The organism is Pseudomonas sp. SA195 (genome assembly GCF_054131565.1).
Genome location: NZ_CP096392.1, coordinates 3,668,032 through 3,693,401 on the forward strand (window position 1 = coordinate 3,668,032; position 25,370 = coordinate 3,693,401).

General features: G+C 63.5%; 19 protein-coding genes. 4 read left to right on the forward strand and 15 right to left on the reverse strand.

Features of this window, described 5'->3' with window-relative positions; all coding sequences use genetic code 11:
• Nucleotides 1-60 precede the first annotated feature (60 nt).
• From M1D78_RS17105 to M1D78_RS17165, 13 genes are all read right to left on the reverse strand, one after another.
• The gene (locus tag M1D78_RS17105; protein WP_437421183.1) at nucleotides 61-1,200 is read right to left on the reverse strand and encodes an HPP family protein; all 1,140 of its coding nucleotides are present in this window, start codon (nucleotides 1,198-1,200) and stop codon (nucleotides 61-63) included.
• A gap of 216 nt (nucleotides 1,201-1,416) precedes the next feature.
• Nucleotides 1,417-2,160 (reverse strand): SDR family NAD(P)-dependent oxidoreductase, encoded by a 744-nt coding sequence (locus tag M1D78_RS17110; RefSeq protein ID WP_437421184.1) that lies wholly within the window; start codon nucleotides 2,158-2,160, stop codon nucleotides 1,417-1,419.
• 98 nt (nucleotides 2,161-2,258) lie between these two features.
• On the reverse strand, nucleotides 2,259-3,449 hold the full coding sequence (locus tag M1D78_RS17115) for an NnrS family protein (protein ID WP_437421185.1): 1,191 nt from the start codon (nucleotides 3,447-3,449) through the stop codon (nucleotides 2,259-2,261).
• A 687-nt stretch (nucleotides 3,450-4,136) separates the two neighbouring features.
• Entirely contained in the window at nucleotides 4,137-4,310 is a 174-nt protein-coding gene (gene tatA, locus M1D78_RS17120) for a twin-arginine translocase TatA/TatE family subunit (RefSeq protein ID WP_437421186.1), read from the reverse strand.
• A gap of 33 nt (nucleotides 4,311-4,343) precedes the next feature.
• On the reverse strand, nucleotides 4,344-4,892 hold the full coding sequence (locus M1D78_RS17125; RefSeq protein WP_437421337.1) for a nitrous oxide reductase accessory protein NosL: 549 nt from the start codon (nucleotides 4,890-4,892) through the stop codon (nucleotides 4,344-4,346).
• 25 nt (nucleotides 4,893-4,917) lie between these two features.
• Nucleotides 4,918-5,745, reverse strand: coding sequence for an ABC transporter permease (locus tag M1D78_RS17130; RefSeq protein ID WP_437421187.1), 828 nt, complete (start codon nucleotides 5,743-5,745; stop codon nucleotides 4,918-4,920).
• Entirely contained in the window at nucleotides 5,742-6,668 is a 927-nt protein-coding gene (locus tag M1D78_RS17135) for an ABC transporter ATP-binding protein (protein WP_437421188.1), read from the reverse strand. Before M1D78_RS17135 ends, M1D78_RS17130 begins: the two co-directional genes overlap by 4 nt.
• Nucleotides 6,665-7,978 (reverse strand): nitrous oxide reductase family maturation protein NosD, encoded by a 1,314-nt coding sequence (locus tag M1D78_RS17140; RefSeq protein WP_457933068.1) that lies wholly within the window; start codon nucleotides 7,976-7,978, stop codon nucleotides 6,665-6,667. The genes M1D78_RS17135 and M1D78_RS17140 overlap by 4 nt, the downstream gene beginning before the upstream one ends.
• Nucleotides 7,979-8,046: 68 nt before the next feature.
• Nucleotides 8,047-9,951, reverse strand: coding sequence for a TAT-dependent nitrous-oxide reductase (gene nosZ, locus M1D78_RS17145; RefSeq protein ID WP_437421189.1), 1,905 nt, complete (start codon nucleotides 9,949-9,951; stop codon nucleotides 8,047-8,049).
• 73 nt (nucleotides 9,952-10,024) lie between these two features.
• Entirely contained in the window at nucleotides 10,025-12,199 is a 2,175-nt protein-coding gene (nosR, locus tag M1D78_RS17150) for a transcriptional regulator NosR (RefSeq protein WP_437421190.1), read from the reverse strand.
• 450 nt (nucleotides 12,200-12,649) lie between these two features.
• A complete protein-coding gene (locus M1D78_RS17155; RefSeq protein ID WP_437421191.1) occupies nucleotides 12,650-13,921 on the reverse strand; it encodes an acyl-CoA dehydrogenase family protein in 1,272 nt (423 codons plus the stop codon).
• A gap of 237 nt (nucleotides 13,922-14,158) precedes the next feature.
• Nucleotides 14,159-14,599 (reverse strand): CopD family copper resistance protein, encoded by a 441-nt coding sequence (locus M1D78_RS17160; RefSeq protein ID WP_437421192.1) that lies wholly within the window; start codon nucleotides 14,597-14,599, stop codon nucleotides 14,159-14,161.
• Nucleotides 14,600-14,686: 87 nt separating this feature from the next.
• Nucleotides 14,687-15,007, reverse strand: coding sequence for a hypothetical protein (locus M1D78_RS17165; protein ID WP_437421193.1), 321 nt, complete (start codon nucleotides 15,005-15,007; stop codon nucleotides 14,687-14,689).
• Nucleotides 15,008-15,206: 199 nt separating this feature from the next.
• Between M1D78_RS17165 and M1D78_RS17170 the strand changes: the two genes are divergently transcribed.
• The gene (locus M1D78_RS17170; protein WP_437421194.1) at nucleotides 15,207-15,608 is read left to right on the forward strand and encodes a DUF488 domain-containing protein; all 402 of its coding nucleotides are present in this window, start codon (nucleotides 15,207-15,209) and stop codon (nucleotides 15,606-15,608) included.
• Between the two features lie 2 nt (nucleotides 15,609-15,610).
• Here the strand turns inward: M1D78_RS17170 and M1D78_RS17175 are convergent, their stop codons facing one another.
• Together M1D78_RS17175 and M1D78_RS17180 are read right to left on the reverse strand one after the other, a co-directional pair.
• On the reverse strand, nucleotides 15,611-16,609 hold the full coding sequence (locus tag M1D78_RS17175) for a TRAP transporter substrate-binding protein (RefSeq protein WP_437421195.1): 999 nt from the start codon (nucleotides 16,607-16,609) through the stop codon (nucleotides 15,611-15,613).
• Between the two features lie 346 nt (nucleotides 16,610-16,955).
• Entirely contained in the window at nucleotides 16,956-17,951 is a 996-nt protein-coding gene (locus tag M1D78_RS17180; RefSeq protein WP_437421196.1) for a TRAP transporter substrate-binding protein, read from the reverse strand.
• Nucleotides 17,952-18,308: 357 nt separating this feature from the next.
• Between M1D78_RS17180 and M1D78_RS17185 the strand changes: the two genes are divergently transcribed.
• From M1D78_RS17185 to M1D78_RS17195, 3 genes are all read left to right on the forward strand, one after another.
• Nucleotides 18,309-19,250, forward strand: coding sequence for an NAD(P)/FAD-dependent oxidoreductase (locus M1D78_RS17185; RefSeq protein ID WP_437421197.1), 942 nt, complete (start codon nucleotides 18,309-18,311; stop codon nucleotides 19,248-19,250).
• 78 nt (nucleotides 19,251-19,328) lie between these two features.
• Nucleotides 19,329-20,705, forward strand: a complete 1,377-nt coding sequence (locus M1D78_RS17190) for an L-serine ammonia-lyase (protein WP_437421198.1) — start codon at nucleotides 19,329-19,331, stop codon at nucleotides 20,703-20,705.
• 134 nt (nucleotides 20,706-20,839) lie between these two features.
• On the forward strand, nucleotides 20,840-25,009 hold the full coding sequence (locus M1D78_RS17195) for a CheR family methyltransferase (RefSeq protein WP_437421199.1): 4,170 nt from the start codon (nucleotides 20,840-20,842) through the stop codon (nucleotides 25,007-25,009).
• The last annotated feature ends 361 nt before the right edge of the window (nucleotides 25,010-25,370 follow it).

Here is a 25,370-nt window from a genome sequence, read left to right on the forward strand (position 1 = left end):
ACAGGTTCCAGCCCTTCCCAGCCCCTCATTGCGCTGGCGGCGCGATCGGAGCGGCCTGTGTCAATCCGGCAGGTGTTTCAGCCAGTTCTGGTAAAGCGCGGCGATCAGGTCGGTCTGGGTAATCATGCCCACTAGTCGCTGCTCACTGTCGACCACTGGCAGGCAGTGCAGGCCGCGGTCGGACAGCAGGTACACCAAGTCCACCATGTGGGTGTCGGCGCTGACCGTGACGACCGGCGACGTCATGATCGAGCCCAGGCGCTGCCCACCCTCGCGCTTGAATTGGCCGATGCGAATGCGCGCCGGTGTCGAACGCAGATACTTGAGCAGGTCTACCAAGGTCACGATGCCGACCAGCTCGCGCGTGTCGCCGGTGACGACCGGCAGAGAATGCAGGCGATGTTCGCGCAGCGTTCGCCAGGCGGTTTGAGTGGTGCAGTCGGACGTAGCCCAGTAGAGGTCGCGGGACATGATGTCCGCCGCGGTCACCTCGCCCATGCTGCGCCGCAGCGCATGTTTTTCGGTCTGCTTGATCAGTTGGGCGAGGTCGTCGCGCGTTACGTCGACATACTCGCCGAATTCCGACAGGGCTCTGGCGACGTCATCTTCACTGAAGCTCATCCGGTCGCTGGGCAATGCATCGCGGGTATGGTGACTGTTGCCGCGCGGCGTGCGCGGCTTCGGGTATGCATGCCCGGTGAGGTTGTTATAGAGCAGCGCGACCGCCACCAGGAGTGCCGAGTTGAACGTCACCGGATAGAGCAACCCGTAGCCGAGCGCGTGGATCTGCGCATTACCGACCACCGCCACCAACGCCAGCGCGGCGCCCGGCGGATGCAGGCAGCGCGCACCCAGTAGGCAGATGATCACCAGCCCACCCGCGATCCCAGCGGCCAACAGCACGGGCAGCCCACTGGCCCCAAGCGCCACACCGATCAGCGTCGCCAACACGTTGCCAGCCAGCACTGACCAAGGCTGGGCAAACGGGCTTGAAGGTGCAGCAAAGACCAGCACTGCCGAAGCTGCCGCTGGCGCGGCGAGCGGCAGGGTAAGCGCGGCACCGAAGACCCAGGCGCAGGCAGGCAGCACTAACAGCATCGCCAGCGCGACGCCCAGCGCCACGCGCAGCCATTCAGCAGGTGGCGCCGATAGTGGCGCGGGCACGAAGGAGCGGCACCAGTCGAAGAGGCGTTCTTGCATAGGTTCCGTTTCTGAGATTCGTTTGGTCGGGGGCCTTGTGCAAACCCGACAAGGCTTTGACCAGGCGACGCGCCAAAATGTCGCGTCGACGGCAAGGGCGCACATTATCAGTGCACGCTTCAGAAGCGGCTAATGAATGCTATTGCTGTCTGGCTGCAATATTTCTGATGCAAACCTGGCGATGGCCGGCAGGTGCGCCAGCCCAACGGTGGCCGATCAGGTAATCGTGTAGCCGTTATCGACCACCCAATCCTGCCCGAACACTCCCCGCGCGCCTTGGGAAAGCTGGAAGAGGATGACATTGGCCACCGCCGCTGCATCGAGGAAGCGCCCCGGCAGCAAGCGTTTACTGACACCTTCGGCGACCTGCTCGAGTTGATCGTCGGCCAGTCCTAACGTGCCCCAGATCGACGTGGCGGTCGGCCCCGGCGAAACGACGTTGATCCGCACCTCCAGCGGTGCAAACTCCACCGCCAGCGTGCGAGCCTGGGCAACCAGCGCAGCCTTGCTGGCGATGTACGCCGCCAATCCGGGGAAGGTCGTGCGCGTCAGGAAGGTGCCGACGAAAACCACCGAGGCCGGAGTCGCCAGCCCTCCGCGCAGTGCGGCCAACGTGCCCAGGGCGCCCGCCCCGTTGACGGCCCACTGGCGATCGAAGCAGGCCATGTCCAGGCTGTCCCCCAGCTCGGCGATGCCGGCATTGGGCACGAGGTAGTCCACCGGGCCGAGCAGCGCGGCCTGCCGGCTCAATGCCTGCAGGTCGTCCGCCGAGGTGACGTCGCCGGCGATCCAGTGCAGCGTCTCGGGGTAGCTTTCCAGCAACTGGCCAAGCGCGCCAAGGTTGCGCGACATCGCCAGCACCCTCGCGCCGCGCTGCAGCAGCGCGGAGCAAAGCGCAAGGCCAATGCCGGAGCTTGCGCCGGTGACCACTGCGAGGCGGTCCGTGAATTCGTTTTTCATCTTCATCTCCGATGCCGGCGATCGCCGAGCCGCTGGCTGCCCGTCCCGGAGCGGGCAGGCAGGTGGTTGAAACACGAGAAGGAGGCGGTAGGCGTCAATCAGCCGGGATGGCCATCTACGCGGGGGCTCAGCAACATGGGAGCGTAGCGCCACGCATAGAGCGCGAATGCCAGCGCCCAACAGGTCGCTGCGAGCCATAGCCCGGCCACTGGCAACGCGGTGGCGAGGAACACGCGTGCCCCAGCGCCCAGGTTGAATAGCACGAACGCGCCCGCGATGCCCGACGGCAACTGCAGCGGCCGCCCGGTATGCCCGAGGGTGACGCGAGCGATCATCGCCAGGATCAGGCCGCTCATCGAGCCGACCGAGAGGGCATGCAGCGAAGGGCTGGGAGTGCCCAGTAGACCGATGTGCCACAGCGCCAGACCACCCGCGGCCACGACCAGCCAGAGCATGGCCAGGTGCAGCGACCACAGCAGCGGTACACCCCAGATACCTTTGTCGTACCAGCGCACCAGGCGTACCAGATGGCCGAGCGCGATGGCAAAGAAGAGCACGCCGAGCAGCGGGTTGGGCAGCAGCGCGACGCCCACCGCATAGAGCACGGCGACCAGCGCGGAGCCGACCAGCAGCGCGACGTCCAGCCAGGCCCAAGCCTTCACCTGTTCGGTGCGCCCCAAGCCGCGCTGGGTGAAGAAGGGAATCACACGCCCACCAATGAGTGCCATCAGCGCCGCGACCAGCCAGAGCGCGGCCAGTACGCCCTGCCGCTGCAGCCCGTCATCGGCCAGGCCCACGCCCCAGAGCACCTGAATATCGGCAGCTGTCATCAATGCCAGCACCGCAATCACCGGGTAGTTGCGCTTTTGTCGGACGGCCCAGAGCATGCGACCCATGAGCCGGGCCACGCCGAACATGAACAGCAGCTCGGTGATCACCAGCAGCCAGAGCGGCGCACCGAGCAACCAGCCCAGCCGGGCCAGCAACCAGACCAGCGCCAACGCCGCCAATCGATTGCCTGAGACGCCCGGCTGACCGGTCCAGGTCTGGCCGGCAGTCAGCAGAAAACCCGCGACGATCGCCATGGCGAAACCGAACAGCATTTCGTGACGGTGCCACGCGAGCCAGCCGCCGGTGGGCTGGAAGCCCGGCCATAGACCGGTCCAGGCGGCGACCCAGAGCGGGATTGCCAGCAGCGCGAAAAGGCTCCCGGCGAGAAAGAACGGGCGAAACGCGAGGCGCCAGATGGGCGGGATACTGAGGGCTTTTCGCCGGTCGATGACTTGCACGAGGCCTCCTGACACTTACTGCGACGGCCTGCCCTTACCAGGCGGGCCGAAAACCGGGGCTCCGAGAGATTTCGTGAGCCAGGCCTACTTTTTACAGGGTAGGCCGGCAGCACAGACTTGATTGCAATCAGGTTTATCAGGAGCCGGGTGGCGGGCGACGACCGGTAGCCGCTAGAGACTCTTAACCGCACCGGGTTTGTTGGCGATACCGACACCCGCCAACTCAGCAGCCGCACCACCCGATCGCGAGCAAGCTCGCTCCTACGAAAAGCGATGCGTGCCGGTGCAGACTGCCGGGTGGGCCATGTCAACTGTAGGAGCCAGCTTGCTGGCGATCCTGACACCCCGCCAACTCAGCAATCACCACCGGATCGCGAGCAAGCTCGCTCCTACGAAGAGCGATGCGGGCCGGTGCGCGCAATCGGGTGGGCCATGTCAACTGTAGGAGCCAGCTTGCTGGCGATCCTGACACCCCGCCAACTCAGCAATCACCACCGGATCGCGAGCAAGCTCGCTCCTACGAAGAGCGGTACGCGCCGATGCACATTGCCGGATGGGCCACGCCGAACGTAGGAGCCAGCTTGCTGGCGATCCCAACACCCGCCGACTCAGCGGTCACGACCGGATCGCGGGCAAGCTCGCTCCTACGGAAAGCGATGGGGGGCGGTGCGCGCCTACAGAAGCGCCTTACTTCAGCTCCTGCTTCACCGGTTCGGCTTTCTCACCGTCATGCATGGACTTACGGAAGCCGCTGATCGCCCCGCCCAGGTCCGAGCCCAGGCCGCGCAGGCGCTTGGTGCCGAAGAGCATGACCACGATCAGCAGAATGATCAGGAGTTGCCAGATACTGATGCCCATCATCGTTCGTTACCTCGTCGTGTGTAGGCTGCCGGTCTAGTGACCGGCGTGCGCCTGATGTTGGCCGTGCATGTCATGCATGCCTTGTGTCTGTTGCAGGACCGACTGGTCGATGTCATCGAAACGCAAAACCCTGCCACCGTGCATCGTTGCCAGTGCCTTGGCCGCGGATTCGTCGGCGAAGGTCGCCAGCACCGCACCCATCGCCCCCTTGAGATCAGTGCCAGCGACATAGTAGGCGGTGGTCGCGTCGATCAGATAGTGGTCGTCCGGCTGCTCCCAGGTGCTGCGCCCCATGTCGTGCACGTAGAGCTTGGCGTCGCCCACGCGATTCTCCGGTTGCAGCCACCAGCCCAGCAGCTCCGCCGTAGAGCAAAACTTCTTCACCCCGCCCTTCCCGACCGCCTGGCCCTTAGGTCCAGGGAAATCACCGATGGCCATCCCGCACACGTGGCACTCATCGCTGGCGTGGAAGGCAACCGGTTCAAGTACCCGCTCGGTCTGTTCGGCCTCGTTGCAGCCGGCCAGGCCCACGAGCAGTACTGCGGCCAGCACCCGCGAAGCCTGCTTGTATAACCCATTCATCATTGCAGTTCCTTTAATCAGAGGATCAGGCGGGCCGGCGGCGGAATACGCCGTAGGCCAGAGAAAGCGACGCGGCGACCCAGAGCAGCAGGCAACCCCAGAGCGCGGCCACCGGCATCGGCAGCTCGGCCCCCAGCGACAGCACGCCCATCGCACCCGTGCCGTCGAAGCCGGCAAGGTTCACCAAGCGGTAAAGATCAGCGGGATTAAGGAGCAGTAGCCACGGTAAGAGCTGCGGGCTGAACTGGCCTTCGCTGAAAACCAGCAGCGCCAGCAGAACCAGGTCAAACACCAGAACGAAGAGAAACCAGACGCCGAGCGCCAGCCCCGCCGCGCTGGATTTCTCACTGACCTTGCTGCTCAGCACGTAGGCCATGGCGAGAAACACCCAGCCGAGCAGCGTCGAGGACAGCATGAAGCGGCCGAAGGCCCAGAGCAGCAAGCCCAGTTCGATGTCCTCGACCAGAAGCGCAATGGCCAGCATCGCGCAACCGAAGCCAATCAGTACCGCCAGCGCGAGGATCAACCCGTGACCAAGAAACTTGCCGAGCAGGATCTGCCCCCGGCCCAAGGGGTAGGTCAGCAGCAACATCAGGGTGCCGCCCTCGTCCTCGCCGACAATGGCGTCGTAGGCCAGCAGCAGCGCGATGAGCGGCATCAGGAACGTGGCCAGGCTCGCCAGGCTGGCGATGGTCGCCGGAATGGACGTGAAGCCCAGTTGGCCGGACGCCGCTGCGCCGAGCCAGGCGATGCCTACCGCCAGTACCGCGAACAGCAGGCTGATGGCGAGCAGCCAACGGTTACGCAGGCCATCGCTGAATTCCTTGCGGGCAATGTTCCAGATGGCGTTCATGGCCGGCCCTCCGAGGCGCCAGGATCGCCGGCGCGTGTCATGTAGTGTCGGTAGAGGTCTTCCAGCGAGGGCTGGTGGATCTCGATGTCGTCCGGCTCGCCCTCGCCGAGCAATTCGCGCAGCAGCGGCAGCTTGTGGCCATTGATGGCCGACACCTCGACGCTGCGCTCGCCCAGAGCTCGAGCGGCATGCCCGGCGGCATCCCAACGTTGCAACCAGCCGGCGCTGTCACCGATGCCGCTGGCACGGATGCGCGTCGGCAGGCCAGCGTCGCGGCGCAGTTGCGCCAGGCTGCCGATCGCTTGCAATTCGCCTCTGGCGAGGATGGCGGCACGGTTGATGTGCGCTTCGACGCCTGGCAAGACGTGCGAGCAGAGAATGATGCTGCAGCCACCCTGTCGCAGCCGATCGATGACCTGATACAGGTCGCCCGTGGCGATGGGGTCGAGGCCTACGGTGGGCTCGTCGAGCAAAAGCAGACGCGGCTCGCCGAGCAGCGCCTGGGCCAGCCCGAGGCGTTGGCGCATGCCCTTGGAATAGGTCTTCACCCTGCGCTCGGCGGCCTGCGCAAGCCCGACCTGTTCGAGCAGGTCATCCACCTGGCCCAGCGCTGCGCCCTTGAGACGGGCGAAATGACGCAGCGTTTCGCGACCGCTGAGCTGTGGATAGAAGGTGACGTTCTCCGGCAGGTAGCCGAGCTGACGGCGTACCCCTGGATCCGCGGGCTGGCGGCCGAGCACCCGGACCTGGCCTTCGCTTGGCGCGAGCAGGCCGAGAATCAACTTCATGCTGGTGGTCTTGCCGGCGCCGTTGTGGCCGAACAGGCCCAGCACCTCGCCTTCGGCGAGGCTCAGGTTCAACCCGTGCAGCACGGTCATGCTGCCGTAACGCTGGCTCACGCCTTCGATTTCAACGACGTTCATGGCGTCTGCTCCTGCGTCTGGCTCAACAGTGGGGCGGCTCTGGCCGGTAGCTGCATCAGCGGATGGCTGTCCTGCACCCCGGGGGACTTGATGACCGGGAACGCGCGCTGCACCCAGCGCAGCACCTCGATGCTCGGGCTGTTCATCAGCAGGCGCACCTGCGGGTACATCCACAGCAAGCGGTCTACGTTGTCGTTCGGCTCGTAGGGGACGTCGCCCAGGCCATCGCTGTTGCGGTCCCAGCCCAGATAGTCGCTCCAGTAGTTGCCGCGCCCGGCCTGCGACCACTCCTGGGTGCGGTTGGCGACGTACTTGACCTGCTGCTGGTTGCCGATGAAGGCGTTGCCTGCGATACGGTTGTCTTCGGAGCCCGCCGTCAGGTGAATGCCCAGCGCGCTGTTCTCGAAACGGTTGCCTTCGATGGTGTTGAACAGCGAGTTGTAGATGAACAACGCCTTGCCTTCGGCGCCCGAGATCATGCTGTCGCCCGTCGAACCGCTGCGCACGTCGCTGACCCGGTTGTCGCGGATGGTCGAGTAGGTGATGTAGTTCATCAGGATGCCGTAGTTCTCATCCCCCTCGGAGCGGTTGCCGATGACCTCCAGCTTGCGGCTCTGCATCAGGGCATAACCGGTGCGGGTGCGGCGGGTGACATTGCCGATCACGCGGTTGTCGTTGGCGAACATGTAATGCACGCCGTAGCGCAGATCCTCCAGCACGTTGCCTTCGATGTGGTTGCCGTTGGAGGTGTCGATGTAGATGCCGTCGCGGGTATGGCGCACCTGGTTGTCGATGATCCGCGCGCCGGTCACAGCGTAGAGGTGGATGCCGTTGCCTCGGTCCTGCGAGCGTATGTTCGCGTCGCCCTCGATGCGGTTGCCGATCAGGCTCACATCGCGTGCGCTATCGACCCAGATACCGAAGCCTGCACCGCGCAGGTCATTGTTCTCCACACGGGCGCGATGCGCCTGGCGCTGGATGAAGACTGCCGCGTTCATCGCGGTCAGGTCGCGGCCCCAGTCGACCAGGGTGCAGCCCTTGATGCGGACATCCTCGGCGGTGACGAGCAGCCCGTTGCCCTCGCCGTCACCGTGCAGCACGGCGCCTGAAGCGCAGGTGAGCGTCATCGGCTGGTCGATGATGAACTGACCGTGATAATCGCCCGCCGGCAATGTCCAGACATTTTCCCCCTGCGGCTCGAGCGGCAAGGTGGTGATCGATTGCGGTGCCGCCAGGGCCGCACCGCAGAAGATGGCCGGCAGCAGCGCTGCCAGCGTTGAATATGAAGGTGACGCCTGAGATCTGAGCACTGCATTATTCCTCTTCAGCTTCCAGGCAGGTGAAATGGGGGAGCCAACCTCTGCTCCCCCCAAGCGCGTCAGGCCGGCTCGACCATCATGCGGCCGACCATTTCCATGTGCAGCGCATGGCAGAACCAGCTGCAGTAGTACCAGTGCAGGCCAGGCTTATCAGCCGTGAAGGTGATGGATGAGGTCTGCTGCGGGCTGATCTCCATGCTGGCGCCGTGGTTGGTCATGACGAACCCGTGGGACACGTCCTCGATCTGGTCGATGTTGGTGATGGTCACGGTGACTTCGTCGCCCTGCTTGACGGTGAATTCGGTCAAGCCATAGGTCGGCGCCATGGACGTCATGTAGACACGCACTTTCTTGCCGTCTCGAATGACCTTGTTGTCGGTTTCCAGATTGATGCCGTCCTTCTTCGCCATTTCCACCGTCGGTGCGAAGAAGGGGTCATCGCGCTTCCAGATCTTCTGCGGCTTGATCTGGTCGCGACGGGCCAGGATGCAGTCGTGCGGCTCGGCGTAGGTCGGGCCGTCATGCACCAGCTTCATTTCCTCGCCGGAGATGTCGATCAGCTGGTCGTTTTCGGGGTGCAGCGGGCCGGTCGGCAGGAAACGGTCCTTGGAGAATTTGCACAGGGCCACCAACCACTTGCCATCGGCTTCGCTGGTTTCGGTCAGCGAGGCATGCAGGTGGCCCGGCTGGTACTGCACGTCGAGCTTCTGCTTGATGTAGTTGACCTTCTCGCCCTTGTAGGCGCGCACCGCGTCGGCCATGTTCCACTTGACCACCTGGCTGTCGATGAACAGCGTGGTGTAGGCGTTGCCGCGGCCGTCGAAGGTGGTGTGCAGCGGGCCGAGGCCCAGTTCAGGCTCGGCGGCGACCACGTCGCGCGGGTCTTTCAGCTTGTCGTCGAACAGGTCATCGAGCTTGGCGATTTCGATCATGGTCACGGTTGGCGACAGCTTGCCGGCGGCGATGAAGTACTTGCCGTCGGATGAGGTGTTGCAGCCGTGGGGGTTTTTTGGCACCGGAATGTAGCGGGTGAATTCCGAACCGGCGCGGCCATCGACCACCGGCACTTTCGAGTCGCCAATGGTGCTGAACTTGCCGGCCTTGATCGCCGCCTCGATGCGCGGGATGTTGTAGACCACCACCCAGTCGCGCTCGTTACGCATCATGCCGCCCAGGTCGTAGGCCTTCTCCGAGTTGTAGCAGGTGGACGCGGCGTACTTGCCGGTGTAGTCGGCGTCGGTGTTGTCCAGGTTGCCGTCGACGATGACCTGGAAAGCCATCTCCATCTTCTCGGCATCGATGACGTTGAACATGGTGTAGGCGTTTTCCGCCTGCAGGTCGTAGGAGCTGCCATCGTTGGGGTGCGGAATCACGAACTCGGCGTTGGCGAACACGTACTTGGTGTGCGGCACCTTCTGCAGACGCAGGCCGTGGATGGCCTGGACGTTCGGCACGGTCAGCATCTTGTCGCACTTCATGATGTCCAGGCGGATGCGCGCAACGCGGCTGTTGGCCTTGTCGTTGATGAACAGGTACTTGCCGTCGTACTTGCCGTCGGTCATCGAGATGTGCGGATGGTGGCAGTCGCCGTTCAGGAACTTGGCGCTGTCGCCCATGATGTGGCGGCTTTCGTTGGTCAGGCCCCAGCCGGTGGCCGAATCGACGTTGAACACCGGGATGCGCATCAACTCACGCATCGACGGAATACCGATTACCCGAACCTCGCCCTGGTGGCCGCCACTCCAGAAGCCGTAATACTCGTCCAGCTCGCCTGGTGCGACGTGGATCTTCTGCTGTGCGTCCTTGACCGCTGCTGCCCAGGTCTCGCGGCTCATGACTGCGCCGCCGAACGCCGTTGCTGCCACCGCCGCGCCGGTCAGGGCGCTGGCGCCGAGGAAATTGCGGCGGCTCAGGCCGGTCTTTTCCAGCGCATTCGGATTGCTCTTAACCTCTTTGTCGCTCATGGGTTCTGCTCCTTTGGGACATCTCTAACAACCGATTTCTAACAACCGATTTCGAGCGATTCGCTATGCGCGCTCACTCGGGTTCCACCACATGCACAGGAATCAACTGCGGCGCGGCTGGTGCCTTCTTTCCACGCGTGTTGCGCTTGTTCTTCAGGATCAGCGGCGGGCATTTGTTTTCGTTGTGGTAGGTCATCTGGCAATCCAGGCAGTAGTGGCACTCGTTGTGGTTGATGTGCCCGTCCGGATGGATGGCCTGGATTTCACATTCCTTGGCGCACAGCTGGCAGGGGCTGCCGCACTCCGGCCGGCGCTTGAGCCAGTCGAACAGGCGGACCTTGCTGCTGATCGACAGCGCCGCGCCCAGCGGGCAGACGTAGCGGCAGTAAACCTTGCGGGTGAACACGTTGATCACCAGCAGGAACACGGCGTAGGCGACGAACCACCACTGGCGGTCGAACTTGAGGGTGATAGCGGTCTTGAACGGCTCGACCTCAGCGGCCTGTTCAGCCGCCATCATCGACTCGAGCGAGATGCCGAACAGCACGAGCAGGACGATGTACTTGATCGCCCAAAGCCGTTCATGCACAGCGAAGGGCAGCTCGTATTGCGGGATACGGAGCTTGCGCGCGGCCTCGTTGATCAGCTCCTGCAGCGCGCCGAAGGGGCACAGCCAGCCGCAGAACACACCGCGACCCCAGAGCAGGATGCTGGCGGCGGTGAACGTCCAGAGAATGAAGATCACCGGGTCGGTGAGGAACAGCTCCCAGCGGAAGTCCTGGAACAGCGCATGGACGAAGGTCAGCACGTTGACCACAGACAGCTGCCCCAACGCGTACCAGCCAATGAACACCACAGTGAAGATCAGGTAGCCGCGACGCAGCCAGTGCAGGAAGCGCGGGCGTTGGGTGAGCGAATCCTGCAAGAAGAGGATTACGGTCAGCAGCAGGAGCGCCGCAACGATCACGCCGATCTGGAAGCTCTTCTGGTACCAGATGTTCAGCCACATTGGCCGGTTGGCCTCCTCCGCTGCGGCCAACTCCTCGGCGGTCGGCTGCGGCCGCTCGATGTACTGCTCGGGCATCTGGTAGGGCAGCTCGAAGCTGGTGAACACCCCTGATACCGGGCCGGTCTGACGGCGTACCAGCAGCTCTAGCGTCCACGGTGAGCCTGGATCGAAAGCCACGTGTTCGCGGACGATAAAGATCGCCATCTCGCGGAATTCCGGGATGCCGTCGGCGTAGACGTCCGACAGGCGAATGAAGTCCAGGTCGCGGAAGCTGATGATGTTGCCGAACTGACGCAGCTGCACCCGATCGAAGATGCCGCCGCGCACGTAGCCCGAGCCCTTGAAGGAGTAGTCACCGCTGCCGAGCACGGCGATCGCGTGCTCACCAGGCTTGAGGGTGCTCATCAGGTCGGCGTACTGAACGTCGCCGAGCAGGTTGCGGCCGATGGTCGGTGGATTGAGTTCGGTCGCGTACAGATCGATGAAGGTGTCACCCTTCTCCTCCGGCGCCGCCTCGTCGATGCCCTCGGCTTCGGTGCCCTTGAACGCGTCATCTATCTGCCCGTAGGTCAGGAGCAGGCGGCGGATTGCGCCGTTACCGGTCAAATCGGCCCAACTCGCCGGCGCGTAGACATCGTTGCGGATCGTCGCCGGCTTGCTGCGCCCACCCGCGGCCGGTTCGACGAGCTCGAGCGAGACGGCCACTTCATGGGCGGCGCGCATGACGATCTCGTTGACCACCATGACCGTCACGGTGGCGCCGGTTACGGCATCGATGGTCACCGCATTGCTGTCGCCCGAATGGCCGACCACCACGCGTTGGTCGGCCTTCACGCCCTGATACTTGGCAGTGAAGTCGTGCAGCTTCTGCTCGGGGATGCCGACCAGCAGGATCGGCTCATGGTGCTCGAGCACATAGGCATCGACGATCGCACCTTCGCGATCGAGCAGCACCTGCAGGTTGATCGGCTTGCCGGAATAGGCAGGGATGTCGACCACATTGAGGGTCTGGAAGGCATAGCCGAGGACTTCGTCACCCTTGCGCAGGGTTCGTAGCTGGTATTCACCCTCGGGCTCGGAGACCTCGGCCTGAGGGAAGAAGTGCTCGATGCGTTGCTGTTCGACGTCGTAGTCCCGCGCTTGAGTCGGAAATGCAATCAGCAGCAGCGCCAGCACGATGGCGAAGCCTTGCTCCCATGCACGGATAAGGCCTGTGCGGAGATGAGGTTGCGGCTTCATGGACGGCCCACTTCACGGCTGAATGTGCAGCCATGGTAGGGAGCGCCGCTACTCGCTCTCCTTGACGGATATCAAGCTCGACCTCGCGCGGGCGATTCCATTGAGCCATATCAATCAACGCGACCCGTTCCGCCAAGCACACGAGCCATGGGCGCCCTGTGGACGATCAGCAGCCGCACCGAAATACCGTGATGGCGAGCCTTGCCCCCAGCAGCCCCACCTTATCCGTAGGAGCCAGCTTGCTGGCGATCCGCGCCACGCCGACCCCATGATCGCGAGCAAGACCGCCCCTACAAAAACCGTGATGGCGAGCCTTAACCACAGCAGCCCCCTTATCCGTAGGAGCCAGCTTGCTGGCGATCCACGCCACGCCGACCCCACGAGCGCGAACAGTCGCGCTTACGAACGCAGCCATCGTGCGATAAGACGGGCTTCGGCGTTCACCGAACATCACACCCGACGTCGTGGCGCCCTATCGCCGCCGGGCGGCGTCAGGTAGGCGGCCGTCGCGCCACGGTTGGCTTCGCTGGCCTTGATCTCCATCTTCGCGATGCTGCGAAGATGCACCTGATCCGGGCCGTCGGCGAAGCGCAGGGCGCGGCCACCCGTCCACATGTCGGCCAGTGGCGTGTCCGGCGTAAGGCCCATGGCGCCGTAGACCTGCATCGCACGATCGACCACCGTTGTCTGCATGCGCGGCACCAGCGCCTTGATCATGGCGATCTCCTTGCGGGCGCCCTTGGCGCCGACTTCGTCGATCATCCAGGCGGTCTTGAGTACCAACAGGCGCGCCTGTTCGATCTCGATGCGCGATTCGGCAATCCAGTCGGCAATGTTGGAATACTGCTGCAGATACTTGCCGAACGCCTTGCGCTCCTGGCAGCGCTCGACCATCAGCTCCAGCGCCAGCTCGGCCATGCCGATCGAGCGCATGCAATGATGAATACGCCCCGGCCCGAGCCGCGCCTGCGCCATCGCGAAGCCATCGCCTTCGGCACCGAGCAGGTTGCTTGCCGGCACGCGCACGTCACGCAGGACCAGCTCGCTGTGGCCTTCCGGCGCCAGGTGATTCATCACCGGAATGTTGCGCACCAGCTCCACACCGGGCGTGTCGAACGGCACCAGAATCATGCTCTGCTGACAGTGCGTCTCGGCATTCGGATCCGTCTTGCCCATCACGATGAGCAATCGGCAGTTGGGGTGCGAGGCATTGGTGATGAACCACTTGCGGCCGTTGATCACGTAGTCGTCGCCGTCCCGGCGGATCAGCGTCTGGATATTGGTGGCATCCGACGAGGGCACGTCCGGCTCGGTCATGGCGAAGGCCGAGCGGATCTGCCCTTCGAGAAGCGGCCTGAGCCAGCGCTCGCGCTGCTCAGGCGTGGCAAACAGGTGCAGCAACTCCATATTGCCGGTGTCCGGAGCGTTGCAATTGAACACCTCCGAGGCCCAGTGCACCCGGCCCATGATCTCGGCCAGCGGGGCGTATTCGAGATTGCTCAGCCCGGTGCCCGGCTCGTCCTGGCCCAGCGAAGGCAGGAACAGGTTCCAAAGGCCCTCCTCCCGCGCCAACGCTTTGAGGTCTTCCATGAACGACACCGGGTACTGCCCCGCCGCAACCTCGGCATGCCAGGCGCCGATGCGCGGCACGATGTACTGCTCCATGAACGCGAGCATTTCCTGGCGCAGCGCCTGGACGCGGGGGGTATAGGCGAAATGCATGTGAACCTCGGTGGATGGCCGCTCTGGTGCCTGCACCTTAAGCCGAGCGCCAGGGCAAGCAAACGAGCCTAACGCGGCTGAATCGGTGCTCATCAGCCATCCAGCAAACGACGCCCTGCTTGATCGAAATCATCGGCACACGCGGCAAATCTGCTAAGGGCAGCACTGCGGACGCGACAGTTCCCCCTACCCAAGCATGCCGCTCGCAAACGGCCGGAATGGCTTCGCCAGCGCCCGTCACCAATGGAGGTAGAACATGCCCTTGGCCAGTAGGACGATGCCAACCATCTGCAGGAATATCGCCCAGTGGATGCGCCGGTAGCGCGCCGGGGTCATCCGGCCCGAGCGCAGCAGCATTGCGACCATGCCGAAGGTGAAGAACACCCCGATCGCCAGCAAGATCTTCAGCGTCAGGAGCATGCCGAAGCTGCTGGCGAAGGGGTTGGCCAACGCCTGGCGATGAAACCAGGCCAGGCCGATGCCGGCGCCATAGACGAACAAAACCACCCAGTGCAGCACCACCCGCGAACGTGCACCGATGGCCTTGTCGATCGGCTGCATACGCTCCGGCTCGACCTGCTGGCGCACTCGGCCGAGCAGCATCACCTCGACGAACAGCGTGCCGATGAAGAAGATCGCTGCCAACAAATGGATGACGTGCAACAGGGAATAGCTCATCTCGGCTCCTCGAATCCGGTGCAGGGGTTGCGACCCACCGGTCGCAACCCCGCGAACCTTGCCATATCAGGCCGGCAGATCAAGTGCTCAGGGAGTGACAACCCCCTCGGCGCTTTCCTCAGCAGACCGGCGCACACGCAGCAGACGGCCATCCGCCGTGCGGATCACGTAGAGCCGTTGCTCGAGGCCAGCGGCACCCTGCACCTGCTGCCCCAGCAGATAGCCAGCACCGCCGCCGACCAAGGCACCGATCGGCCCACCTGCCGCGGCACCCAGCATGAAACCGCTGAGCCCGCCGAAACCGCCTCCTACGACACGATCCGGTCGCGCCTCCACAATCTCGTCCGCACCCGCCCAACCGCTTGTAATCAATGCCGCACCCGCGATCCAGGTGGCTAAAGTCTTCATAGGGTGTCCTCGCTGTGTGTGTGTGAGGCAAACACAATCACAAAGCGTACCGACTATTTATTTCCTATTTATCAGTAACTTGAAAGCAATAAGGTTTTTATGACCCAGGTCATAACGGTATTTTTTACACCTGCTCAAGTCATAAATACCCAACCAATACGCTCAGGTATATCGATCATGAACCGAAACGGAGCCCGCGATGATCTGCTGCAAACGCGCCTATGAACCAGCCATGGCTGAGGATGGAAAGCGCGTGCTCGTAGACCGTCTATGGCCGCGGAACAGGCGCAAGGACCAGCTTGAGCTGCATGAATGGCTGCCCGAGGTGGCGCCTTCGAGCGCGCTGCGGCGGGCATTCAAGTCGGGGGAGAAGAGCTTCGCTGCGTTCCGGCACGCCTACCGCGAAGAGCTCGCAGCGCAGCCGGCACACTGGTGGCCACTGCTGGAAAAGGCGGAAAACGGAACGTTGACGCTGGTGTACGCCGCGCGTGACCCGCAGCAGAACAATGCGGTGGTACTGGCCGAATGGCTGGAAGACGCGCTCGAGCGGCGGGGGGATCAGAGCTCGCCGACCTGCTATGCCGGCGAGCGCCTGGGGTAGGGTTAGCGGCGGCGATTGACGGTCATCGCAGCGCGGATCACGTCGGCGCCGATATCCGTTTCGTAGGCTTTCCACACCGGCATCATCTGTTCACGCCAGGCCTGACGCTGTTCCGGGGTGAGGGTGATGAGCTTGCTGGTGCCGCTGGCGAGGATGCGGTCGCGGTCACGCTGGTTCAGCGCTGCCGCTTCCTTGTTCACGGTCTGGGTGACTTCCAGCACGATGTTCTCCAGCTCCGAGCGCACGGCGAAAGGCATGCTCATCCAGAACTTCGACGTGGTCACCAGCATGTAGTTGAGCACGCCGTGGTTGGTCTCGGTGATGAATGGCTGAACGGTGTTCATCTTCTGGCTGGCGATGTTCGACCAAGGGTTCTCGGCACCTTGCACCACACCGCTCTGCAGGGACTTGTAGACCTCCGCGAAGGGCAGCCGGACCGGCTTGGCACCGACGGCATTGAACTGCGCCTCGAGCACCGCCGAAGGCTGAATACGGAACGACAGGCCGGCGGCGTCCTCAGGGTTGACCAGCGCACGGGTTGCCGAAAGCTGCTTGAGGCCGTTGTTCCAGTACGCCAGGCCGTAGATGCCCGAGTCGGCCATCGAGCGCAGCAGTTCACGGCTGGTCTCGCGATTCTGGAAGCGCTGCACCGCAGCCTGGTCATCAAACAGGAACGGGAGGTCGAAGACCTGCAGTTTCTTGGTGTATTTGTCGAACTTCGACAGCGAGGGCGCCAGCATTTGCACCTTGCCATCGAGCAACGCTTGCATCTCGTCGGCATCACCGACCAGGGTCGAGTTGGGGTAGACCTCGACTTTCACCTTGCCGGCCAGGCGCTCGTCGACCAGTTTCTGGAACATCAGCGCGCCCTTGCCCTTGGGCGTATCGTCGGCCACCACGTGGGCGAACTTGATGACGATCGGCTCGCCTTCGGCGGCGATCGCTGGGGCGCTCAACCAATACAGGGCTGCGACCAGCGCAGCAACACAAGACTTGTACATCTGACCCCCAACAGGAAAAGCCCGACGGCACCTCATGAGCACCGTTCGAGTGGTTTAACAATGGCGATAGGGCCGGGCTGCTTCGGCGCGCATCCGGTCCGTTTTTTTGTGTGTCTGGATGGCCAAATCAGCCCGATTGCGGCGGTCGGTGGCTGGCCTTTATTGAAATGCGGTCGGCAACCGATGGCCATTGGGGCCAGGGCCAACCGGGGAAGAAGTCTTGGCTATCACCGTGCGCTGCACAAGGCCGGAAACCCCAACCAGCTCTCAAAACGAGGCGATGGCCGGGGTTGATGCGCGCCGACGTTCGGGCTAGACGCGCCGGGGAACGCCGACGGAGGTCTGGTCAGCGGCGATTGACGGTAAGTGCGGCGCGCATCACGTCAGTGCCGATCTGCGCTTCGAAGGATTTCCACACCGGCTGCATCTTCGCGCGCCACGCCTGGCGCTCCTGCGGCGTCAAGGTGACCAACGTGGTGCTGCCACTGGCCAGCAACTGTTCACGCTCGCGCTGGTTGATCGCAGCGGCTTCGGCATTCACCGTCTGAGTGACCTCGAGCACGATGTTGTCCAGCTCCGAACGTATGGCGAACGGGATGCTCGTCCAGAACGTCGAATTGGTCACCAGCATGTAGTTGAGCACGCCATGGTTGGTCTCGGTGACGAAGCTCTGCTTGATTCCGGCGTTCTGCCCACGGATGTTCGACCAGGGCCCTTCGGTGCCTTGCACGACTCCGCTCTGCATGGCCTTGGAGACTTCCGAGAATGGCAGCCTTACAGGCTTGGCCTCGACCGCAGTGAACTGCGCTTCGAGCACCGGCGAGGGCTGAATGCGGAACGCCAGGCCGGCGGCATCCGCGGGGCTACGCAGCGGCTGGCTGGCTGAAAGCTGCTTCAGGCCGTTGTTCCAGTAGGCCAGGCCATAGATGCCGCGGCTGGCCATCGAGCGCAGCAGCTCGCGGCTGGTTTCACGCTTCTGGAAGCGCGCCACCGCGGCCTCGTCATCAAACAGGAATGGCAAGTCGAAGACTTCCAGCTTGGGCGAATACTCGGTGAACTTCGACAGCGAAGGCGCCAGCATCTGAACCTTGTTGTCGAGCAGCGCCTGCATCTCGTCCGCGTCGCCGACCAGCGAGGAGTTCGGGTAGACCTCGACCTTCACCTCGCCTGCCAGGCGCTCGTGAACCAGTTTCTGGAACAGCAAGGCCCCCTTGCCCTTCGGCGTATCGTCACCCACGACGTGCGCGAACTTGATGACGATCGGCTCGGCGGCTTCGACGGCCAGCGGTGCCAGCAGCAGCAACAGCGCCGTACAGGGCGCGATACACAACGACTTGAACATTTTTACCCCCACGGGACATAGACCCGAGCCGGCGCCTCGTGAGCACCGTTCGGGTGGTGTATTGCATTCGGATGTGGTTCAGCTGGCGCCCGGTGTGGGGGCGTGCTGAAAGTGCAGCGAGGCGGCCAGGGCACGGTGACAACGTCACGGGCTGGCCTTTATTGGAATGGCGATGACCGCCGGGTACGGGTAGGACCCACCGGTCAGCGCGGCGCAGTGTTGGCCATCGAAGGCTCTGGCACAAGGGTTCAAGCCCAATTGAGCGTTCAAAACGAGACCTTGCGCTCATCGGGCCGGGGAAACTTTCGATCGCGCCACCCCTTCTACAGGCAACACCCAACCGATACCTGATCGTCCATGACCCACACACGCGAAGCACTGCCAGCCATTGATTGCCTGATCGTCGGCGGCGGCCCCGGCGGCCTCACCGCAGCGCTGTACCTGGCGCGCTTTCGCCGTAGCTGCCTGGTCGTGGACGCCGGCTCGAGCCGGGCCTCCTGGATTCCACGCTCGCATAACTATCCGGGCTTCCCGCCGGGCATCAACGGCAACGACCTGCTGGCCCGGCTGCGTGAGCAAGCCGAGGGCTACGGTGCGCGCCTGGAGCATGGCCGGGTCGAGCACATCGAGCCGCATGTCGAAGGGTTCAGCGTGCGCTACGGCGATCGCTACTGCGTGGCGAGGCGCATCATTCTCGCCACTGGCATCGAGGACACGCTGCCGGACATGCCCGACGTCGCGCAGGCGATCGGCGATGGAAAGCTGCGGCTGTGCGCCATCTGCGACGGCTACGAAGTGGATGGCCACAAGGTCGCGGTATATGGCGAGGCGGAAAATGCGATCACCCATGCCGTGTTCCTTCGCACATTCACCAGCCACGTGACCGTTGTGGTGCACGGCGAACCCAACGCGTGCGAGCAGGCCATTGCGCTCGCCGAGCACTATGACATCCGCCTGATCAGCGACCGTGTCGAGTCGCTCCGGCCCTGCGAAACCGGCATCGAGCTGCTGACCTGCAGCGGTGACTGGCACCACTTCGACATCATCTACCCGAGCCTCGGCGCACGTTACCGCTCAGAGCTGGCCGTTCAACTCGGGCTGGAATGCGACGAGTGCGGCGGCATCGCGGTCGACGACCATCTGCAAACCACGCTTCGCGGCCTCTACGCGATCGGCGACGTCACCCTGGGGCTCAAGCAGATCAGCGTCGCGATCGGCCAGGCCGCGCAAGCGGCTACCGCCGTGCACAACAGCTTGGAGGCCAACCCCTGGGGCGGCTCGGGGTTTAGCCTTCGCTAGTGCGCTTTCGCTCATTGATGAGACAGTCAGGGTGCTTTCCGGTCTAGGCTACAGAGATCTGTTCGCCCCGGAGCCCTTATGTCCCTCAGTGTGTTCGACCTGTTCAAAATTGGTATCGGCCCCTCCAGCTCACATACCGTCGGGCCCATGCGAGCTGCGCTGCGGTTTGCCGGAGGATTGCGCGACGACGGCTTGCTGGAGGCGACGGCAGGGCTGAAGGTCGAGCTGTATGGCTCGCTCGGCGCGACCGGCAAGGGTCACGGCAGCGACAAGGCGGTGCTGCTCGGGCTGGAGGGTGAGCGCCCCGAAGCGGTCGATACCGTGAGCATTCCGCAGCGCCTGGCAAGCATGCGCGAAACCGGCCAGCTCAACCTTCTGGGCGAAAAGCCGCTGCGCTTCGCCGTCGGCGAAGACCTCAAGTTCATCCGCCGGCCGCTGGCCTACCACCCCAACGGCATGATTTTCCGCGCCTTCGACGAGGCCGGCCTGCAATTGCGCAGCCGGGAATACTATTCGGTCGGCGGCGGTTTTGTGGTCGACGAGCAGGCGGCTGGCAACGACCGCATCGTCGAGGATCGCACGCCCCTGCCCTTCCCCTTCCGCAGCGCTGCCGAGCTGCTGGCGCTGTGCAGCGAACATGGCTTGTCGATCAGCCAGCTGATGCTGGCCAACGAGGCGGCCTGGCGCCCCGAGGCCGAAACGCGCTCCGGGCTGCTGGTGATCTGGCAGGTGATGCAGGATTGCGTCCGCGCAGGCTGCCAGAACGAAGGCGTGATGCCGGGCGGACTCAAAGTCACGCGCCGCGCCGCCGCCCTGTACCGGCAGCTCAGCGAAAATCCGGAAGCCAATCTACGCGACAGCCTGACAGTGCTCGACTGGGTCGATCTCTATGCCCTGGCCGTCAACGAAGAGAACGCCGCCGGAGGCCGCGTCGTGACCGCCCCCACCAATGGCGCTGCCGGCATCATCCCGGCGCTGTTGCATTACTACGTGCGCTTCGTACCAGGGGCCAACGAAGAGGGGGTCATTCGCTTCCTGCTTACGGCCGCCGCGATCGGCATTCTATACAAGGAAAACGCCTCGATCTCCGGGGCCGAGGTCGGCTGTCAGGGCGAGGTGGGGGTGGCCTGCTCAATGGCTGCCGGCGCGCTGTGCGAAGTGCTTGGTGGCACGCCGCAGCAAGTCGAGAACGCCGCAGAGATTGGCATGGAACACAACCTGGGGCTGACCTGCGACCCGGTCGGAGGGCTGGTGCAGGTGCCGTGCATCGAGCGCAACGCCATGGGTTCGGTAAAAGCCATCAATGCTGCACGCATGGCCCTGCGCGGCGACGGCCGCCACTTTATCTCGCTTGACAAGGTCATCCGCACCATGCGCCAAACCGGGGCGGACATGAAAAGCAAGTACAAGGAAACGGCACGCGGCGGCTTGGCGGTCAACATCATCGAGTGCTGAATTAACCGCCGCGCATCACCTGCCAGACAAAAGCCGTATCATCGGCCCCTCGCGCGGCATCCGGGTTGAATCTCCGTTGCCGTTCCGCTGTCTCCCTTTAGCAGGGAACCGCCGTCACGCACGTCGAGGAAGCAATGAGCATCAGCCACGCGCCATCCGCGCCCAAGAACCAGGCTAACGCCCGCAGCACACTGGAATTCCCGGTGGTCGGGATCGGGGCCTCGGCCGGAGGGCTCAAGGCGCTGCTGACCTTCTTCGAGCACATGCCCAGCGATTGCGGCATGGCCTTCGTGGTCATCATGCATCTGTCGCCGAAGCACGAAAGCAACGTTGATCGCATCCTGCAGAGCGTGACGCGCATGCCGATGAAGCAGGTAACTCGGCCGGTTCCGATCGAACGCAACCACATTTACATCATCCCGCCGGCCATGGACCTGTCGATGCTTGACGGCTACCTGCGCCTGAGTAATTCCGCGCGTACCCGCGGCCCGTTGGTGGCTATCGACCTGTTTTTCCGCACCCTCGCCGACGTGCACCACACGCACGCCATCGGCATCGTGCTGTCCGGTACGGGCTCCGATGGCTCGGTCGGGCTGTCGCGCATCAAGGAACAGGGCGGCGTCACGCTGGCGCAGGCGCCTGAAGATGCCGAATACGATTCGATGCCCTACAGCGCCATCCGCAAAGGCGTAGTGGACATCGTGCTGCCCGTCGCCGAGATGCCCCAACGACTGATCGAACTGGGCCAGACGCTTCAAGCACTTGTTGCGCAGAAGATCCCGATCGAATCGCCCGGCAACACCGAGCAAGCCGGTGAAGCGCAGGGTGAGGTGGAGTACGCGCAGGCGCACAGCCAGGCGAAACCCGCCGAACTGGCGCTGCGAGAAATCCTTGCGGTGCTGCGCGCACGCACCGGGCATGACTTTCGCCACTACAAGAAAGCCACGGTGTTACGACGGATCGAGCGACGCATGCAGATCGTCTCGCTGCGCGACTTGCCCGCCTACGCCAGCTACCTGAAAGATCATCCTGAGGAAACGCCCGAACTGCTCGCCGACATGCTCATTGGCGTCACCCATTTCTTCCGCGACCGCGAAGCCTTCGATGCCCTGGAGCGCGAGATCATCCCGGCCCTGTTCGAACAAAAGGCCGGCGCTGGCGATACCGTATTGCGCGCGTGGACGGCGGCCTGCTCGACGGGCGAGGAAGCTTATTCACTCGCCATGCTGCTTGCCGATCACGCTGAGCAGAGCGGCACGGGCACGCTCAAGCTGCAGGTGTTCGCCACCGACATCGACGATCATGCGCTGGAGACGGCGCGCACGGGTGCCTATCCGCACGCGATCATGACTGACGTCACGCCCGAGCGCCTGCGCAAATACTTCACCCAGGAGCAAGACCAGTTCCGCACCCTGAAGAGCCTGCGCGAGCTGATTCTCTTCGCCCAGCACAACATTCTGCGCGACCCACCCTTTTCACGGCTGGACCTGATCTGCTGCCGCAACCTGATGATCTACCTGGACCGCGACATCCAGATCGAGGTGCTGCGCATGTTCCACTTCGCGCTCAACCCCGGCGGCTACCTGTTTCTCGGCAATTCGGAAACCGCCGACGCCTGCAGCCAGCTGTTCACCGTGGTCGACAAGAAGAATCGCATCTACCGCGCCCGTGAAGTCAGCGCGCACTTGCGTCGAGCGCCCACGGGCCCATATCAAGGCTTCTCCCCCTCCGTACCGACGCGCCCGCCGCTACACGACGGGGGCCGGCGCAACCGCAAGTTCTCCTTTGCCGACATCCATCAGCGGGCGCTCGAGCACTACGCGCCGCCGAGCGTGATCGTCAGCCAGAACGGCGAGATCGTGCACATGTCCGACCGCGCCGGAAACTTCCTGCGCTACGTTGGAGGCGAGCCCTCCCTGAGCCTGACCACCCTGGTGCACCCACAACTGCGTCTGGAGCTGCGCACTGCGCTGTATCAGGCGTCGTACACGGGCAAGAGTGTCGAGGCGCGGCGGGTACGCATGGAGCGTGATGAGCGCACCTCCTTCGTCAATATGGTGGTTCGCCCCTTCCATGATGAGGAGGCCGACAGCGACTACATGCTGGTGCTCTTCGAGGAAGTCGAAGCCTGCATGGAAGAGGGCCTGACCGACCAGGCCTTGACCAAGGACAGCGTCCTCGCTCAGCTCGAATCCGAACTGCAGCAAACCAAGGAACAGCTGCAGATCACCATGGAGCACTCGGAGACGTCGACCGAGGAGCTGCGTGCGTCCAATGAAGAGCTGCATGCGATCAATGACGAGCTGCGCTCGGCCACCGAAGAACTGGAAACCAGCAAGGAGGAGCTTCAGTCGATCAACGAGGAGCTGACGACCGTCAACTACGAGCTCAAGGCCAAGGTCGACGAAACCAGCAAGATCAATGACGACCTGCAGAACCTGATCTCCTCGACGGACATCGCAACCCTGTTCGTCGACCGCAACATGCGCATCAAGTGGTTCACACCGCGGGTACAGCAGATCTTCAATGTCATCGAAAACGATGCCGGGCGCTCACTGCTGGATATCACCCATCGGCTGGATTACTCGCAGCTCTATGGCGATGCCACCGCCGCGTTCGAGGAGCTTCGCCTGGTGGAGCAAGAGGTCGCCAGCAAGGACCGCACGCAGTGGTACCTGGCGCGCTTCCTGCCCTACCGCACCCTGGACGACCGCATTCAGGGCGCGGTGCTGACGTTCATCGACATCACCGACCGGCGCCGCGTCGAAGACCAGCTGCGGGCCGGCGAAGCGCACATGAAATTGCTTGCCCAGAGCACCAAGGGCTACGCGATCATCACCCTCGACTGCAACGGCCTCATCACCGCCTGGAACCGTGGAGCCGAACTCATCTTCGGCTACACCGAGGCCGAGGTGCTGGGCCAACCCATCGAACTCATCTACACCCCGGAGGACCGCCAGGCAGGCGTTGCCGTTGCCGAGCGCAAGCGCGCACTGGAGCACGGGCAGGCATCCGATGAGCGCTGGCATCAGCGCAAGGACGGCTCGCGGTTTTTCTTCAGCGGGCTGGTCAATCCCCTCGTCGACCCCAGCGGCCAGGTGACTGGCTTCGCCAAGATCGCGCGCGATCTTACCGAGGACCGACAGCGCAACGCCGAGCAGCAGAGCACCCTGGAGAGTGTGCAGGCCGCAAGCCAGCAGAAGGACCAGTTCTTCGCCGTGCTATCGCACGAACTCAAGCACCCGCTCAACCTCATCCAGCTCAACACCGACCTGGTTGCCCGCTCACAGGCCGCGAAGAACAACCCGAACCTGCGCAAGGCGACGCAATCGATTCAGAACGCCGTACGCAGCCAGTCGCGCATCATCGACGACCTGATGGACGTCTCGCGCATCCGCACCGGCAAGCTAAAGCTGCAATTCGCCACCCTGCACTATCAGGATGTACTGCGCGGCATCGAAGCGGTGTTCGCGCCTTTGGCACAGGGCGAAAACGTTATCTTCGAAGTCTCCAAACCCGATCAGCCGATATACGTCCACGCCGACCCGACACGCCTGGACCAGATCATTTGGAATCTGCTGAACAACGCCTGGAAGTTCACCAAAGGCGGTGAGCGCATCTGCATGCAACTCGAGCGGGAGGACGACCAGGCCCGTCTCGATGTCATCGACACGGGGGAAGGCATCAGCGCTGACTTTCTGCCGAAGGTCTTCGATCTGTTCGGTCAGGCCGATATCCAGCATGCACACCGTTCCAAGCACGGATTGGGTATCGGGCTTGCGTTGGTCAAACAACTGGTCGAAGCCCACGGCGGGCGCATCGAAGCGTTTTCGGAAGGGCTTAGCAGAGGCGCTCGGTTCAGCGTCTGGCTGCCCATTCACCTGCAGGCCGAACTGGAACTCGGCGCGCGCTCCGAGGATGGCGCTATCGGTGGCCTTGCCGGCATCCGCATCCTGCTGGTCGATGACTCGCCGGACATCCTTGAAACCATGTGCGAGCTGTTGGAAAGCGAGGGTGCGGTCGTCACCACCGCCGACGGCGGTTCAAAAGCCGTCGAACTGGCCGAACACACCGAATTCGATGCCATCGTTTCCGACATCGGCATGCCAGGCATGGACGGCCATCAAATGATGGCTGCGATCCGCGAGCACGGCGCCAACACCGACACACCCAGCATCGCCCTGACCGGCTACGGCACCCTGCGCGACGTCGAGAAAGCCCGGACCGCAGGCTTCACGCTCCACCTGCGCAAACCCATCGACCTGCAGGCGTTGATCGATGCGGTGACACAGGCGGTTCAATAAGCGGAACCGCAGTTGCTCGCAGCCCTTCGTAGGAGCGAGCTTGCTCGCCATCCCCGGCGCATCAGACACTCCTCAGCGCCACGGCTGATCGCCAGCAAGCTGGCTCCTACAAGGTCGGTATTGCATCGGCACTTCTCTGACCGGCAGCTGATCGCTGCCCTTCGTAGGAGCGAGCTTGCTCGCGATCCTCGGCGCATTAGGCACACCTCAGCGTCATGGCTGATCGCCAGCGAGCTGGCTACTACAGGCAGATGTTGCATCGGCACTTCTCTGACCGGCAGCTGCTCGCTGCCCTTCGTAGGAGCGAGCTTACTCGCGATCCGCGGCGCATCAGGCACACCTCAGCGTTACAGCTGATCGC